The sequence below is a fragment of the Spirosoma sp. genome, from assembly GCF_048594605.1.
Lineage (GTDB): Bacteria > Bacteroidota > Bacteroidia > Cytophagales > Spirosomataceae > Spirosoma.
Map to the genome: position 1 here is coordinate 1 of NZ_JBMDWV010000346.1, position 15,346 is coordinate 15,346.

The following is a 15,346-nucleotide window of genomic DNA, read 5'->3' on the forward strand; positions in this document are numbered from 1 at the left end:
AGCAACTTCTTTTTTACTAACACACAACCATGTTTCAAAAACTCATTGCGACACGTAACGACCTGACAGGTCTGTTGCTTCGCCTGCCACTTGGCACAGTTATGCTTTATCATGGTCTGCAAAAAGCGGCCGGGTTATTCGGCGGTTACGGATTTGCGGGTACTATGCAATATTTCACCGAAACGGTACAGATACCCTGGATTGTCGGCTTCCTAACCATTCTCATCGAGACCGTTGGAGCCGTCGGACTTCTTCTCGGTTTTCTGGGACGAGTGAACGCTGCGGGTACGTTTGCCGTCATGCTGGGAGCTATGCTGACCGTGCATTCACCTTTTGGCTTCTCCATGAACTGGTTTGGCAATCAGCAAGGTGAAGGCTACGAGATGGATTTATTGATATTCGGCATGAGTCTGGCCTTATTGGTAGTGGGTAGCGGCCGCTATTCGGTTGATCGATTACTTAGTCGGTCAACTCAAAAGGTTGTTAAAAACGCTACGCCAATTATGGCTTGATCTCTTCCGGGTGGTACGGTTAATCAATCACATTGAGCGGTATATTCTGTCAATTCATGTTCATTAATTCCCGTTCCAGCCCCAAATGATTTTCTGGATATCCGGTACGGTCTACGTTTGTCGATACAAACAGTAAAAGTAATTCTATAACAGACCATGTCTCAACTCACCATTCCAGTTATTCAGGCGTTTGTAGACAGCGGCCGGGGTGGCAATCCCGCGGCTGTTGTCCTCAATGCCGACTCTTACGACCGGTCTACCAGACAAACAATTGCGGCCCAGGTAGGACTTTCAGAAACGGCCTTCCTGTCCGCTTCGTCGGTAGCCGACTATAAGCTTGAATTTTTCACTCCTATCCGCCAGATCGCCCAGTGCGGTCACGCTACCATCGCTGCGTTCTCATACCTGGCTCAACAAGGGTTGCTGAATCATGTCAACACCACAATGGAAACCGTCGATGGCATACGGCATGTCGAGCTAGAGGAGGATCAGGCATTCATGGAACAACGTGCTCCCACTTTTACCCAGCCAGATAGTCTTTTGGCGGAGTTAAGCAATTCACGAATTCTCGACTCGCTTCAGTTATCAGCTGATGATGTCGTCGGAGGGCTTGACCCACTGGTTATCAATACGGGCAACTCATTTATGATCGTTCCACTTAAGTCGGCTGCGGCTGTTCGACGGGCGGTTCCGGACCAGGTCGTCATTGACCAGATAAGCGAACAGCTGGGCCTGGTTGGGTTTTATATCTTCTCGCAGGAGGTAGAGCAGCCGGGTCACGACGCCGGATCTCGAATGTTTGCCCCTCACTACGGCATTCTGGAAGAAGCCGCTACGGGTATGGCCGCCGGTCCGCTGGCTTGCTACCTGTACAAATTTCTTCATCAGAAAAAGACAACGTATCATCTTGAACAGGGCTATCTGATGCAACCCGCTTCGCCTAGCGTATTAACTGCCCAGCTTCAGGTCGATCAGGGTACGATTACGGGGCTGCGCGTTGGCGGACGTGCATCGGTATCCCATTCTCTAACCATTACGTTTTGAAAGATTATCGATGAAACGAAAAGAATCAACGTATTACCCGGAGCAAAAATTAATTGTCACGCACGTAAGCGGAGAACTGGACACTCAGGACATCGAAGACTGGCGCTTATCCCTGATGCAGATTTTCGAGAAGCTCCCCGATCATTCCCGGTTTAAAATCCTGGTTGATCTTCATGGTTTCAGAGCCACTAATTTTGAAGCCCATAAGCAGTTCAGGGTTATTATTCCGCTTGCCTTAGCTAACTGCGGCTGGTACATCGGTTATCTGCGACTGTTTCCTGAAACGCAAATTACGATTCAATCAGCGCGAGGTATTCACTGCGTAGCGGCCGCCCATGTGCATCATGATGAAAACAAAATAGCTAATTATGCAACCAACTATAGCATGCACAATGAGCGGTTTTTTACGGATTCGCAAGTAGCCAGAAATTGGATTGACAGCATTGCCGTACCCGATTAACCTAAAAAATAATAGCAGACTTATCTCATGGTACAACCCATTATGCATATCATGGCCATGCTTGTATTGAGCTCTCTTACTACGTTGGCGCAGCCGATGGCTCCTCAGAAGTCGGCTAAAGAAGTGGTTGATGGTTTTCTAAGAACGGTTCGCTCAGGGCTATATCCTGAGCGGGCAGGTGACTACATGGCAGAGATCATCTTAGCTCATCAGCTAACTGCCGAAAAGCCAACCACTATTCGGCGTACCCCAGCCAACTACGCCGATCATGTAAAAGATTTTCAGAGGCTTTTTGGAGACTTTGAACTGGAAATAACCGAATTACTGGCTGAGGATAATAAAGTGTACGTCCGTTGGAAACAGACAGGTAGACATCTGGCGGAAATTGACGGTTATGCGCCCACGGGTTTGCCACTGATTGAAATGACATCGGTCGTATACCGGGTGGAGCAGGAGAAGATTGTTGAATATTGGCTTCAGACAGATCGGCTGGGATTTGAGTTGCAGCTCAGACAAAATAAGCAAACAGCATCCACTAAATAGGCCGTCTCCTCATTGGAAAGACGCTTATGCTACGTATCTGACCAGGACGATACCTCTGCTCATTCGCAGGAACACTTAATCAGATAAGCTACAGATCAGCAGTTCGCTACGTTGGTTAGCCGCTTTGTCCGGGAGTGAACAAGATTTGTCCAGTTACGGACATTATACGCTATTAATATGATGGGCAACGTATTGACAATCAATAGATAAATAGGTTGGCACAGGCTTTGGAATAAGATAAGCGATTCAGTAAACAACCCTAAAACTTATACCATCATGTTACCTCTAATGAGCAAATTAGCGATCTCCGCTCTGTTGAGCGCTTCCAGCCTGATTAATCCCACCAACCCCCAAAAGCTGTCGTTCAATGCCAGCGCTTACGTAACGGCTAAGAATGAGATTCGCATGGCTGTTGAGAAGACCACAGCCATGCCGGTGGTGGTCATGCTTCGCAACAAAAACAATGAAATCCTTTACCACAAAAACATCTGGAAAAAGGAAACCAAGTATGCCGCAAAGCTGGACGTGAGTGAATTAGCTGATGGCCAGTATGTGCTGGAAATAGCTTCTCGGGAAGGCAGTATCAAAAAGGAACTGAACGTGTCTACTCAGTCGGTTCAACAAACCAACCGTCTGGTGGCCATGCAGTAGTTGCAGATACGTTTTTTAACCCGGAAACCAGAAACGCCGACCTTTCAGGGGCTTGGCGTTTCTGATTTTAGAGTGCCCCTTTACTGGATTTAAGACAGGCGGACCAAATTAAGATCGTAATAAGTTAATCCTGAAAAACTGGGTTCGGTAATTTAAAGCGTTTACTACGTATCAGTCGACCGGGTGTAACTACCTTTGCGGTATGATCCCCGATAATGACCCCCGACCCTGGCAGGTCGACACCTCCGAGTACATTCATCAGCTACCCTGGTTTACGGTTCGCAAAGACGCTATCCGCATGGAAAACGGTGGTACTATTCCCAACTATTTCGTCTTTGAGTATCCGAATTGGGTGAACGTAGTGGCCGTTACTAAAGAAGGCCAGTTGGTATTGATTCGGCAGTATCGACACGGTATAGCCGACATTCATTACGAACTGTGCGCCGGTGTCATTGACCCTGAAGAAGAGCCGCTCATTGCTGCTCAGCGCGAGTTGCTGGAAGAAACAGGTTTCGGCGGTGGCGACTGGCGACTGATTATGACCCTTTCTGCTAACCCGGGCACGCACAACAACCTGACTTATGCCTTTCTGGCTACGGGTGTGGAGCCAATACAGGGGCAGCACCTTGAAAAAACGGAGGAAATAACTGTGCATGTCGTTTCGCCCGAACGGGCTCTGGAAATTATTGACAGCAGTGAGATGATTCAGGCGCTGCACGTAGCACCACTGCTCAAATATTTGTCAGGATCGCCAGGTGGCCAAAGAGCCTTTTAACAAGGCTAAAAAATTACATAAGACTATTGAACCCCCTATCTTTGCAGATTACCAGGATCAGCTCACCAGATCCTGGTAATCTACTAACGCTTGTTTAAATCCCGGTTCAGACATTGATTATCCCACTCGCTCATCGCGCTGACCAAACGCAGGAGTACTATTTTTCGGTCAAGCTGGCCGAAGTTCGTCGCCTTCAGGCGGCCGGTCACGATGTTATTAACCTTGGTATTGGAAATCCTGATCTGATGCCATCCGATAATACCATCGATGCACTGATCAAATCAGCGGAACAACCAAATTCTCACGGCTATCAGTCTTATAAAGGTACGCCAGCACTACGGCAAGCTATCGCTCAATTTTATGCCCATACCTACAACGTACCGCTGAATCCGGAAACCGAAATTTTACCACTCATTGGGTCAAAAGAAGGGATTACGCACATTTCGCTTACGTTCCTCAACGAAGGCGACGGGGTTCTTGTACCCGAACTGGGTTATCCGGCTTACCGGGCCGTGAGCAGCATGGTGGGTGCGAATGTATACGAATATCCTTTACTGGAAAACGACGGCTGGCAGCCTGACTGGGAAGCCATGACCGATTTGGTTGCGCGTTCGCCAAGTCCTACCAAAATTATCTGGATGAATTATCCGCATATGCCAACGGGAGCGCCCGCTTCGTATGCCCACTTTGAACGCGCGGTACGATTTGCCCACGACCATAAAATCCTGCTGTGCCACGATAATCCATACAGTCTGATTCTTAACAGAAAGCCACCGATCAGTTTACTATCGATCGATGGCGCAAAGGACGTAGCAGTCGAATTGAATTCGTTAAGTAAATCCCATAATATGGCTGGCTGGCGTATCGGCTGGATGGCGGCAGCCAAGCCCTACGTGGATGCTGTATTAACGATCAAAAGTAACGTAGATTCCGGCCAGTTTAAACCATTGATGGATGCTGCCGCCGAAGCCCTTACTAATTCCGACGACTGGCACCGCGAACGTAACGCTGTTTATCAGGGACGCCTGGATGCTGTACATGCCTTACTCGACGTACTCGGCTGCACGTACAATACGGATCAGGAGGGCTTGTTTATCTGGGCTAAACTGCCGGATACAGTCGAGTCGGCCGAAGCATTAGTCGATGATCTGTTAAATAATAAGCATGTTTTTATTGCGCCTGGTTTCATCTTCGGCCCGAAAGGAAATCGGTACATTCGGATTTCGTTGTGTATGCCGAAGGAACGTATTGAAGAAGCGGTTAAACGATTAAAGTAATGACTGTCAGTATTATAGGAATAGGCTTATTGGGTGGATCATTTGCCTTGGCCATTCGCGAAAAATACCCTAAAATGCACTTTATCGGCGTTGATACGTCGCTCGTCAACGGTCAGCTCGCCCTGGCAAAGGGCATTGTCGATGAGGTACTTCCTCTTCCGGAAGCGGTGGCAAAAAGTACACTGGTTGTGCTGGCTACGCCTGTCAATGTCATCATCGATTTGCTCCCGACAGTACTTGATCATCTGCCGGAAGGCGCTACCGTTGTCGATCTGGGTTCAACCAAAGGACTCATTTGCGCCGTTGCCGATGCGCATCTCAAGCGGGCGCAATTTGTAGCTGCTCACCCCATGGCTGGTACCGAAAACTCAGGGCCTGGTGCTGCCTTTCGGGAACTGTTGCCCGGCAAAAATCTTATCATCTGTGATCACGAAAAAAGCCATCCTGACAGCCTTACACTAACAGAAAGCCTGTTTCGGGATGCGGGCATGAAGCTGTTTTACATGACTCCCAAAGAGCATGATTTGCACCTGGCTTACGTATCGCACCTCAGCCATATCAGTGCTTTTGCGCTGGGGCTGACCGTGCTGGAGAAAGAAAAAGATGAACAGGCCATTTTCGATATGGCCAGTACAGGCTTTAGCTCGACCGTACGCTTAGCAAAAAGCTCCCCGCAGATGTGGGCACCTATTTTCGACCAGAACCGGGTAAACGTATCGGATGCCCTGGCTGCCTACATTGAGTTTCTGCAACAATTCAAGCAGGTAATTGACGATCAGGACGTAACAACTTCCCTCGATTTCATGCAACGCGCCAACGTTATCCGACGGGTATTGGACGGCATTGAAAAGAGGTAAATTAACAACGGGTTAAAACTTAACAAGACTGCCAATACAAAAAGCGTTTCGGATTGTTTATAGTAAACACAGCGTATTTATCTCATACTGTGTTCATACTCAACAACTGGTAACGCTTATGCAGGCAACAGAAAAATCGGCCGAGTCGCAGCTGGCAGCGCAGGCAGGAACAATTACAATTGGTGGGGATCTGACCGTTAATCGAATGGCCTATGGGGCCATGCGTATTACAGGCGACGGAATCTGGGGGCCACCTAAAGATCATGATGAAGCGATACGTGTGCTGAAGCGTACTCTTGAGCTGGGTATCAACTTTATTGATACCGCCGATAGCTACGGCCCTTACATTTCCGAAGAGCTGATCGCCGAAGCACTTCATCCCTATCCTGATGATTTAGTGATTGCCACTAAAGGAGGTTTACTACGTACCGGTCCTAATCAGTGGCCAGTGGATGGGAGTCGCAAGCACCTCGAAGAAGCCCTCAACGGTAGTCTGAAACGTCTGAAACTTGAGCGTATTGATCTATATCAGCTTCATCGATTCGACAACAAAGTACCTGCCGAAGAATACCTGCGCTTTTTGCAGGAAGCGCAGCAGCAGGGCAAAATCCGGCATATCGGTTTATCAGAAGTCAACATTGATCAGATCGAACAGGCCAGGCAATACTTCAACGTAGTGTCGGTGCAAAACATGTACAATTTCGGCGAACAGCACTGGAACGACGTATTGAAATACTGCGAGCAAAATAACATTGTTTTTATCCCGTGGTTCCCACTCAACGCCGGAAACGTATCGGCCGAAGAGGCAATAAAGCGCGTAGCCGATCGGCATCAGGCATCGGATTATCAGGTAGCCTTAGCCTGGCTCCTGGCAGCTTCACCGGCCATGCTGCCAATTGCGGGCACTTCATCCGTAAAACACCTGGAGGAGAACGTAGCGGCTGTAAACATAAAATTAACCGACGAAGATTTCCAGGACATGCCCTTACCTAAATAATAACCTTAAATCAACTGCTTATGGAACTACAAACTAAACAAGATCCCCAGCAGCTATTAGCCACAACGCTACGTCGACTTCAGCAGGACGGCGAACGCGTAAGTCCCGTTGATGAACTCATTAGCCAATGGAGTGAAGCGCTTGGTGAGGGAAATCTTACTCTGGAGAACATCGCCGATGAGTTATTCTCGCTAAAGAAGGCGCTGGCCGATAAGAAAGCAGCAAAGATTGCCAGTTCCTTACACACACTCAGTAAGTTAACCAAACAGGCTGCCAACGAGTCGTCGGATGCGGGTTTAGTTGGTCAATTGCTCCAATTGTCAGAAGTTCTTGAGGGTCTGTCGAAGCAGGCTGCGGAAGCAAAGTAAACAAATCATGAAGAGGAACAACAAAAAAAGGAGCCGATACGTATCGACTCCTCTTTTTGTTGCAAAAATTATGTGTTATGCAGCCTTCTCCAGACCCTTGATTTTGTCGTAAGATGCTTTCAGCTCACTTAGCTGTTTTTGCAGATCCTCTTTTATGTAAGCGGGAATATGATCCTTCGCAATGGCATCTTCATAAGCCTCTACAGCCGCATTTTCACCGAATTCTACCGAACTCAGTATTGATTCACGATCTTTTCCGGTCAGAGCTGACTTAATGTCAATCCAGGCCCGGTGTAGTTTGCTGGTTGTGTCTGTAGATGTTACGTCCGAAACTGCCGTTCCGTCGATCCGTACGATATGGTCAGCCAGCTGACTGCGGAAGTTCTGACTCTGTATTACGTAGTGACGGAACAGATCATCCAGATCAGCATCCTTGGTATCTTCGATTGCTTTTTCGTATCCCTGAATACGGTCGTTATTAATTTTTACGAGATCATTTAGATCATCGACAATCTCTTTATTCGTAATCATGACAGTTGCTTTTCTTTAGTAAATACACCTACTACAACCTGTCTTCTATGTAATTGTTTAAGAAAAACTCTTTGGAATAAGCCGTCCTCCATACGCCTAATGCGTGCATTATACTTAGGTAAAGAAGTAGACTCGCTTGCAGTTTTATAAACAAAAAGCAATCATAAGTAAACTTACGCTCAATATCGTTATATTATGTATAACTTCCTTATTGTTCTATTATTTATAATTTCTTTCGTAAGCGGTGTTATTTGGGCCATTCCCTCGATTAATCTTAAATCACAAAAAAATTTTTCTATTGAATAAAACCAAGTGGGCTAACAACCCGTAGTTATTGCAATTCTCCCGACGGACGGCAGAAAGTTCACTAAACTATTTATCTCAATGGAAAAACTACCCAAAGAGCTGGCTGAGATCAGTCAGTCACTAACGGGCAAAGAATCGGCGCGCCTTGGCCGTCGTATCTTTATGCGTTACCTTGGGGCAACGGCTGCTGCCGGCGTGGCCCTGAGTGCTTGCCAAAATGAAGTTATGGATTCAGCTGTTCCACGCGGTGCTGCCCGTGCTGGTGACGCAGTTGACCTTGGCGACCTTGGTAGCAACGATGTAGGCATTTTGAACTATGCTTATGCGCTGGAGCAATTTGAAGCGGCATTCTACACAACTGTGCTTATGATGCCTTACAAGGGTATCACATCCATGGAAATGTCGATCCTTAAAGACATTAAGGAACACGAAATTGCTCACCGCGAATTGTTCAAAACGGCTTTGGGAGGAAGTGCTATCCCAGGTCTAACACCCGATTTTAGTTCAATAGACTTCACAAGCCGCGACTCTGTGCTGAAGGCTGCCAAAACATTTGAGGACCTTGGCGTATCAGCGTATAATGGGGCAGGTCAGTTTATCAAGACTCCCGACTACCTGACACTTGCGGGCAAAATTGTATCGGTAGAAGCGCGCCATGCAGCCGTTATTGCTACGTTGCTCGGCCCGGATTCGACTATGTTTGCTGAATCACCGACGGTATCGGACGATAAGGGTCTTGAACTGTCGCGTCTGCCCAAAGACGTACTACCTATCGTAGCTCCGCTTATCAAAGAGACCATCAATGCCATGCCTGTCGCATCCAAATTTTAATAGCCATTAGCCATGAATCTACAAAACATACTTAATGAAATTGAAAACGTGGATGCAGAGGTGTACGACCGTCTGGAGCATGTCACGCGTCGTAACGTTTTCCAAAATTTCTTGAAGAAGGCTATGAGCGGAGCTGCGGCTGGTGCGCCAGTAGCGTTTGCCTCGATGCTGAACAAAGCCTATGCGCAGAATGACGTTGTCACTGAAGTACTCAATTTCGCGTTAACTCTGGAATATCTTGAAGCTGAGTTTTATAATGCAGGTCTTGCTGCAGGCGGTTTACTAACAGGCACAGCCCGGACCGTTTATCAGCAGATCGCCAAGCATGAAAATGCACACGTTGAGCTGCTGAAGTCTGTACTGATGGACAAAGCCATAAAAAAACCAACCTTTGATTTCACCTACAAAGGTGCCTTCAGCGATGTTTTGACCAATTATCAAACCTTTGCGGCTGTTTCGCAGGCGTTGGAAGATACGGGTGTTCGGGCTTATAAAGGGCAGGCTGCCCGGCTGATGTCCGCGCCAATGGTACTGACCGTAGCACTCAATATTCACTCGGTTGAAGCACGTCACGCAGCCCGCGTTCGAATGTTACGTGGTTACAAAGGTTGGATTACCAATCAGGATACCAGCAACATACCCGGTGTAGCAGCTATCTACAAAGGCGACGACATGCTCACGCAGGCTGGCCTTAACGTATCAGCCATAACCGGTATTTCTTCTGACACGGTTTCGGAGGCATTCGATGAGCCACTCACCAAAGAAGAGGTATTGGCCATTGCAGGACCATTTATAGTTGCGTCGTAGTATAAAGTACCATATTATTGAAAAAGGCGTTGGACTCCACCAACGCCTTTTTTGTTTGCGATACCATGACGATAAAACCGGATACAGCCGATACGTAATGCTTTTTCTTACGGCGGAGTTGTGGTGATACTACGTATGCGAACAGTCGATCCTTTTTCGTAAGCAAACTGCGTTTCCGGACTCGTCAGCGCAATCTGCGCGATAATACCATTCCAGCCACTGAGCTGGCTCGTGTTAATCTCGTACGTTCGGAACTGGCCATCACCGATTATCGGGAAGTCGACATAGCGGCCGGGATCTTCCTGAATTTCAAAATGTTCTTCCGGCTTTAGCCATACCAAACGAGCCGTATTTCCCTGAGTTCGAAAAGCGGCCTGAATATAAAGTTTGGGCACCTCGTTAGCGTGCCAGACAGTCATTGGAGACGTAATACGGAAGCGGGGTTTTTGCAGACTATCCCGCTCCCAGCGTACATTTAGTTCATTCTGAATCGGCCAGCCCCTGTCATGTGTATTTGTGTAATACCACCCAAGGCGGCTGTTGGTAAACCGGAACTCAGGACGTGTAACGGGACGTGGCTGACTATATACGTATTGCCGGATATCGGTCAGCGAGCCCACAACGACTGTGTAGTCATATTCATACCTTCCATTATGATCAATCACCAGAAAAGGCTGCGTATTCATGTAACCGCTCGCAAAGTCAAACTCCCCTCCTACTCGTTCAGGCCCAAATTTCATCGTTCCGAAACGCACTTCACCGGGTCTGTACAACCCAACGCCCCGTCCTTTGTCATTCAGCAAAGCCGTCCAATGCTCAGGTGAATACCGGTAATACCAACTCCCTCCATCCGTAAACTCCGAAACGGCATCGTTTGTAAACGGCTTTGATCCCAGGTAGCTGACCATTCTGTAGTAGGGACCGTTCAGATAAACGCAGGGCAGTTCCTGCGTCCGGGCCTCGTAGTGGGTTGTATCCATCCGGTTGACCGTAATTACGCAGCGTACATGAACCGTATTATCTTTCAGTTCGAGCCAGTGTTCAAAAATACAATCTGCCGGTTCCCAATTTAGCGGCCATATCAACGGTATCGTTTTGACATACAGCGTATTCTGACCTTGCTGATAGCTAACGATTTGCGAGGGGTGATTGTACCAGTCGCCTGTTTGAACAGGATTCCAGCCCAGATTTCGCCATTCATAAACGGGCTGTTTCCCATTGACAGTATAAGGATAAGGCCCCGCGTAGATTGATGTCTGAAGTTGCCGCCCCAGATCAGAGTTGTTCACCATGTTTTCGCTACTACCCGCTTCTGACAGGTACGTAATGGCTCCGCCCGCATTCAAATCAATTCCTACACGTACTTTATCGTTGGCCAGAAACAGCCGTTTCTGGGGTGCGGGCTGCTCCTGTGTGGGTAGCCCTCCTCCTTTGGGAGGGGGCAATGGAGCTACGATTGTATAAGGGGCCGTAGCTGGGTAATCCCGCGAACAACTTATTAGCTTGCCTGCCAATAAGATCATCAGTAAATAAGATCGAAACATAAGCACTGAGTAAATCGTCTAAGGATAAAGAATGTATGGCAACAAAACTAGTGGCCGCTACGTCTCTTTTCTGCAATTAACAGTATTTCGTTCGATCAGGGAAGCACCTAAGCCTGATTTACTACAATCTGTGCATTTTTTCGAGCCTATAGTCTGCTTCTTTCCTCTGAATACGCTACTTTTGCAGGATTTTTGGCCATACGGTGTTCGTCTGCCAATTATCGTCTGTTTTGTTCATCTGTATTCAGTTGTCATTATGCATTCAGAGCCGTTCAGGCGGTTCACTGCTCCACTGAAAAATGCCCAAAAACTCCAACATTCGCTCCGTTCTTATTATTGGCTCTGGCCCTATTGTAATTGGTCAGGCGTGTGAATTTGATTACGCTGGCTCGCAGGCTGCCCGCTCAATTCGGGACGAAGGTATCGAAGTAGCACTGATTAACTCCAATCCCGCTACAATCATGACCGACCCCATCAACGCCGATCATGTGTACTTGCTGCCTTTGGAGAAAAAATCCATTGTCGACATCCTGAAAAAACACCAGGAAATGGGCCGGCCTATAGATGCCGTACTTCCAACGATGGGCGGTCAGACGGCATTGAATCTGGCAATCGATTGCGACAAAGCCGGTATCTGGCAGAAATACGGCGTTCAGATTATTGGCGTCGATATCAAAGCGATCGAAACAACCGAAGACCGCGAGAAATTCCGGTTGCTGATGCTTGAACTAGGCGCAGGCGTTTGTAAAGGACGTACCGCCCGCTCGTTTCTTGAGGGCAAGGAAATTGCGCAGGAGATTGGCTTCCCACTGGTGATTCGGCCTTCATTTACACTCGGTGGCACCGGAGGTGGTTTTGTAAACCGGCCCGAAGATTTCGATAAGGCGCTCACGACCGGTTTGCACGCATCGCCTGTTCACGAGGTTCTGGTCGAGCAAAGCGTAATGGGTTGGAAAGAATATGAGCTGGAGTTATTACGTGACAACAACGGTAACTTCATCATCATCTGCTCCATCGAAAACTTCGACCCGATGGGTATTCATACGGGCGACAGCATTACAGTTGCGCCCGCCATGACACTACCTGATACGTTGTATCAAAAAATGCGGGACCTGGCCATTAGGGTAATGAGTGGCATCGGGCAGTTTGCGGGTGGGTGCAACATTCAGTTTTCGGTCAATCCGCAAACCGACGACATCATTGTCATTGAAGTTAACCCACGGGTGAGCCGGTCGTCAGCACTGGCCTCCAAAGCTACGGGTTACCCAATTGCTAAAATTGCGGCTAAAATGGCTGTCGGGTATAACCTCGACGAATTGATAAACCCAATTACAGGAACAACGTCAGCCTTCTTTGAACCGGCTATCGACTACGTCATTGTGAAAGTGCCCCGCTGGAACTTCGATAAGTTTCCGGGTGCCGATCGATCACTGGGACTGCAAATGAAGTCGGTAGGCGAAACGATGGGCATTGGCCGGAATTTCCAGGAAGCGCTTCAGAAAGCCTGTCAATCGCTCGAAATCCGCCGGAATGGACTCGGTGCCGATGGTCACGAACTGACAGATCGGGCAGCGCTGACCGAAAGCCTGCAACACCCAAGCTGGAACCGGCTATTCCACATCTACGATGCGTTTAAAGCCGGGATGTCGTTCCGTACCATTCAGCAATTAACCAAAATCGATCCTTGGTTTCTGCACCAGATTGAGGAACTGATCGAATTGGAACGTGAAATTCAGCAGTACGATCTGGACGACCTTCCACCAGAACTCCTGCGCACGGCCAAGCAAAAGGGGTATGCCGACCGCCAATTGGCGCACCTCCTGCAAGTGAAGGAGAGTAAAGTGTATCAATACCGGCAGGCGCATAACATTCGGCGCGTGTATAAATGCGTTGATACGTGTGCGGCCGAATTTGAAGCCAGAACGCCCTATTATTACTCGACCTTCAATAATCAGGTTCCGATCACAACCGATCATGCTGAACCGGTTTCTGATCTGCCCGGCAATGAGTCGGTACGTAGCAACCGTAAGAAAGTAGTAGTGCTGGGGTCGGGGCCGAACCGGATTGGTCAGGGTATTGAGTTCGATTACTCCTGCGTACACGGCGTACTGGCAGCCAAAGAAGCGGGCTATGAGACAATCATGATTAACTGTAATCCGGAAACCGTCTCGACTGACCCCGACATTGCCGATAAATTATATTTCGAGCCAGTGTTCTGGGAGCACGTTCACGCTATTATCATGCACGAACAGCCAGAAGGCGTTATCGTGCAATTAGGTGGTCAGACCGCCCTGAAGATGGCCGAGAAACTGACTCGTTACGGTATCAAAATTATTGGTACAAGCTGGGAAGCGCTCGACCTTGCCGAAGATCGTGGGCATTTCTCAGACATGCTCCGGAAGCTGGATATACCGTATCCGAAGTTTGGCACGGTACGTGAATCCGAAGCCGCGATTGAATTATCGCGTGAGCTGGGCTTCCCCCTACTGGTACGTCCAAGTTACGTATTGGGTGGGCAAAGCATGAAAATCGTCATCAACGAAGACGAGCTGGAAGCGCACGTAATGAAGATTCTCGAGGATATTCCCGATAACAACATCCTGCTTGATCATTTCCTGGAAAACGCCATCGAAGCCGAAGCGGATGCCATTTGCGACGGTGAGGACGTTTATATTATTGGCATTATGGAACATATCGAACCGGCGGGTATTCACTCCGGCGATTCGTATGCCGTATTGCCCCCCTTTGATCTGAGCGAGAACGTAATACGTCAGATTGAGGAACATACGAAGAAAATCGCCGTTGCGCTCAAAACCGTTGGCTTGATAAATATTCAGTTCGCGATCAAAGACGAAGTAGTCTACATCATCGAAGCCAATCCACGCGCCAGCCGTACCGTACCGTTCATCTGCAAAGCGTACCAGGAGCCGTATGTAAATTATGCGACGAAAGTGATGCTGGGCGATAAAAAAGTAAAAGATTTTAATTTCAAACCGACCAAAAAAGGATACGCTATCAAGATTCCGGTGTTCTCGTTCAGCAAATTCCCGAACGTAAATAAGGAACTCGGCCCCGAAATGAAATCTACGGGTGAAGGCATCTATTTCATTGACGACCTTACCGACGATTACTTCCAGAAGGTTTACTCCGAACGGAATCTGTACCTGAGTCGCTAAAAGAAAAACCGGGCTGCGCTAAGAAACGCAGCCCGGTTCGTTTTAAGCTCATGCCATTACGTAGTCTTTCTACTTGACTTTAACGACCCAGTAATCAATATACCCTCGGCTATCCTGGCTTTTATCGCCCGAGGCATTGGAGCCAGACGTACCACCCAGCAGAAAGCCCCCGTCTGGCGCAACGGCAATTGAAGTTATTTCTTCAGCACCTGCCTTACCATCAGTATTCAGAACTTTATCCCATTGTTTCGTACCATTACTGTTAAATCGGCCGTACCAGTATTTGTTGGGTCCATTGCCATATTGGCCCAGTTGATAGGCGCTTCCCCCCAGTAAAAATCCATTATCCGATGTAGGCGCGATGGTAACCGAATAACCAAAGTTGTACGGAATTTCTCCCTCATATGATTGATCCCACAGCTTAGTACCGTCTTTGTTAACCTTTACAACCCAATAGTCATAATAACCTTTGTGGCTTTGGCTTTTTTCACCTGATATTTTCGATTCTGAATACCCGGCCAACAGGAAGCCCCCATCTGAACTGCTTACCATTCCCTGCAGGTTATCAACTTTATCGCCCCCAAAGGTTTTCTCCCACTGCTTATCGCCATTTGCATTGATTTTAACCACCCAATAATCAATCACTCCCCGATTATACTGGCTTTTA

16 protein-coding genes are annotated in these 15,346 nt (G+C 48.0%); 13 read left to right on the plus strand and 3 right to left on the minus strand.

Translation table 11 applies throughout. The features are described from left to right. Positions 1-29: 29 nt before the first annotated feature. The 10 genes from ACOJS8_RS20960 to ACOJS8_RS21005 all read left to right on the plus strand — a co-directional run bounded on the left by ACOJS8_RS20960 (position 30) and on the right by ACOJS8_RS21005 (position 7,484). Positions 30-512, plus strand: a complete 483-nt coding sequence (locus tag ACOJS8_RS20960; RefSeq protein ID WP_420150506.1) for a DoxX family protein — start codon at positions 30-32, stop codon at positions 510-512. 156 nt (positions 513-668) lie between these two features. After that, positions 669-1,556 (plus strand): PhzF family phenazine biosynthesis protein, encoded by an 888-nt coding sequence (locus tag ACOJS8_RS20965; protein ID WP_420150507.1) that lies wholly within the window; start codon positions 669-671, stop codon positions 1,554-1,556. Between the two features lie 10 nt (positions 1,557-1,566). Next, positions 1,567-2,016 (plus strand): hypothetical protein, encoded by a 450-nt coding sequence (locus ACOJS8_RS20970; protein WP_420150508.1) that lies wholly within the window; start codon positions 1,567-1,569, stop codon positions 2,014-2,016. A 27-nt stretch (positions 2,017-2,043) separates the two neighbouring features. Further along, entirely contained in the window at positions 2,044-2,559 is a 516-nt protein-coding gene (locus ACOJS8_RS20975; protein WP_420150509.1) for an ester cyclase, read from the plus strand. A 276-nt stretch (positions 2,560-2,835) separates the two neighbouring features. Beyond that, complete coding sequence (locus ACOJS8_RS20980) at positions 2,836-3,210, plus strand: hypothetical protein (protein ID WP_420150510.1); 375 nt, start codon at positions 2,836-2,838, stop codon at positions 3,208-3,210. A gap of 202 nt (positions 3,211-3,412) precedes the next feature. Next, complete coding sequence (locus ACOJS8_RS20985) at positions 3,413-3,985, plus strand: NUDIX hydrolase (RefSeq protein ID WP_420150511.1); 573 nt, start codon at positions 3,413-3,415, stop codon at positions 3,983-3,985. Between the two features lie 113 nt (positions 3,986-4,098). Then, positions 4,099-5,262 (plus strand): pyridoxal phosphate-dependent aminotransferase, encoded by a 1,164-nt coding sequence (locus tag ACOJS8_RS20990; protein WP_420150512.1) that lies wholly within the window; start codon positions 4,099-4,101, stop codon positions 5,260-5,262. Beyond that, positions 5,262-6,119: a prephenate dehydrogenase gene (locus tag ACOJS8_RS20995; RefSeq protein WP_420150513.1), complete on the plus strand. Its 858-nt coding sequence runs from the start codon at positions 5,262-5,264 to the stop codon at positions 6,117-6,119. The genes ACOJS8_RS20990 and ACOJS8_RS20995 overlap by 1 nt, the downstream gene beginning before the upstream one ends. Before the next feature lie 118 nt (positions 6,120-6,237). After that, a complete protein-coding gene (locus ACOJS8_RS21000) occupies positions 6,238-7,116 on the plus strand; it encodes an aldo/keto reductase (RefSeq protein WP_420150514.1) in 879 nt (292 codons plus the stop codon). Positions 7,117-7,136: 20 nt separating this feature from the next. Continuing rightward, complete coding sequence (locus ACOJS8_RS21005) at positions 7,137-7,484, plus strand: hypothetical protein (protein WP_420150515.1); 348 nt, start codon at positions 7,137-7,139, stop codon at positions 7,482-7,484. Positions 7,485-7,559: 75 nt separating this feature from the next. Here ACOJS8_RS21005 and ACOJS8_RS21010 read toward each other — a convergent pair whose 3' ends face one another. Then, positions 7,560-8,015, minus strand: a complete 456-nt coding sequence (locus tag ACOJS8_RS21010; protein WP_420150516.1) for a ferritin-like domain-containing protein — start codon at positions 8,013-8,015, stop codon at positions 7,560-7,562. Between the two features lie 384 nt (positions 8,016-8,399). On the opposite strand from ACOJS8_RS21010, the gene ACOJS8_RS21015 reads away from it, so the two are divergent. Then, complete coding sequence (locus ACOJS8_RS21015) at positions 8,400-9,152, plus strand: ferritin-like domain-containing protein (RefSeq protein WP_420150517.1); 753 nt, start codon at positions 8,400-8,402, stop codon at positions 9,150-9,152. A 12-nt stretch (positions 9,153-9,164) separates the two neighbouring features. Then, positions 9,165-9,959, plus strand: coding sequence for a ferritin-like domain-containing protein (locus ACOJS8_RS21020; RefSeq protein ID WP_420150518.1), 795 nt, complete (start codon positions 9,165-9,167; stop codon positions 9,957-9,959). 107 nt (positions 9,960-10,066) lie between these two features. On the opposite strand, the gene ACOJS8_RS21025 is transcribed toward ACOJS8_RS21020, so the two are convergent. Continuing rightward, positions 10,067-11,503, minus strand: a complete 1,437-nt coding sequence (locus tag ACOJS8_RS21025) for a hypothetical protein (protein WP_420150519.1) — start codon at positions 11,501-11,503, stop codon at positions 10,067-10,069. A gap of 299 nt (positions 11,504-11,802) precedes the next feature. Here ACOJS8_RS21025 and carB point away from each other — a divergent pair, with 299 nt between their 5' ends. Then, positions 11,803-14,679 carry a carbamoyl-phosphate synthase large subunit gene (gene carB / locus ACOJS8_RS21030; RefSeq protein WP_420150520.1) on the plus strand — a complete coding sequence of 959 codons (2,877 nt, stop codon included), beginning with the start codon at positions 11,803-11,805 and terminating at the stop codon, positions 14,677-14,679. A 69-nt stretch (positions 14,680-14,748) separates the two neighbouring features. On the opposite strand, the gene ACOJS8_RS21035 is transcribed toward carB, so the two are convergent. Continuing rightward, positions 14,749-15,346: hypothetical protein (locus ACOJS8_RS21035; RefSeq protein ID WP_420150521.1), on the minus strand; the 598-nt coding region annotated here is incomplete at its 5' end.

What these genes read in the sequence shown, in the direction of transcription:
- ACOJS8_RS20965 (WP_420150507.1), top strand. Translation starts at nt 669, where the DNA reads ATGTCTCAACTCACCATTCCAGTTATTCAGGCGTTTGTAGACAGCGGC.
- carB (WP_420150520.1), top strand. Translation starts at nt 11,803, where the DNA reads ATGCCCAAAAACTCCAACATTCGCTCCGTTCTTATTATTGGCTCTGGC.
- ACOJS8_RS20975 (WP_420150509.1), top strand. Translation starts at nt 2,044, where the DNA reads ATGGTACAACCCATTATGCATATCATGGCCATGCTTGTATTGAGCTCT.
- ACOJS8_RS21015 (WP_420150517.1), top strand. Translation starts at nt 8,400, where the DNA reads ATGGAAAAACTACCCAAAGAGCTGGCTGAGATCAGTCAGTCACTAACG.
- ACOJS8_RS21020 (WP_420150518.1), top strand. Translation starts at nt 9,165, where the DNA reads ATGAATCTACAAAACATACTTAATGAAATTGAAAACGTGGATGCAGAG.
- ACOJS8_RS21025 (WP_420150519.1), bottom strand. Translation starts at nt 11,503, where the DNA reads ATGTTTCGATCTTATTTACTGATGATCTTATTGGCAGGCAAGCTAATA.
- ACOJS8_RS20970 (WP_420150508.1), top strand. Translation starts at nt 1,567, where the DNA reads ATGAAACGAAAAGAATCAACGTATTACCCGGAGCAAAAATTAATTGTC.
- ACOJS8_RS21010 (WP_420150516.1), bottom strand. Translation starts at nt 8,015, where the DNA reads ATGATTACGAATAAAGAGATTGTCGATGATCTAAATGATCTCGTAAAA.
- ACOJS8_RS20995 (WP_420150513.1), top strand. Translation starts at nt 5,262, where the DNA reads ATGACTGTCAGTATTATAGGAATAGGCTTATTGGGTGGATCATTTGCC.
- ACOJS8_RS20960 (WP_420150506.1), top strand. Translation starts at nt 30, where the DNA reads ATGTTTCAAAAACTCATTGCGACACGTAACGACCTGACAGGTCTGTTG.
- ACOJS8_RS20985 (WP_420150511.1), top strand. Translation starts at nt 3,413, where the DNA reads ATGATCCCCGATAATGACCCCCGACCCTGGCAGGTCGACACCTCCGAG.
- ACOJS8_RS21000 (WP_420150514.1), top strand. Translation starts at nt 6,238, where the DNA reads ATGCAGGCAACAGAAAAATCGGCCGAGTCGCAGCTGGCAGCGCAGGCA.
- ACOJS8_RS20980 (WP_420150510.1), top strand. Translation starts at nt 2,836, where the DNA reads ATGTTACCTCTAATGAGCAAATTAGCGATCTCCGCTCTGTTGAGCGCT.
- ACOJS8_RS21005 (WP_420150515.1), top strand. Translation starts at nt 7,137, where the DNA reads ATGGAACTACAAACTAAACAAGATCCCCAGCAGCTATTAGCCACAACG.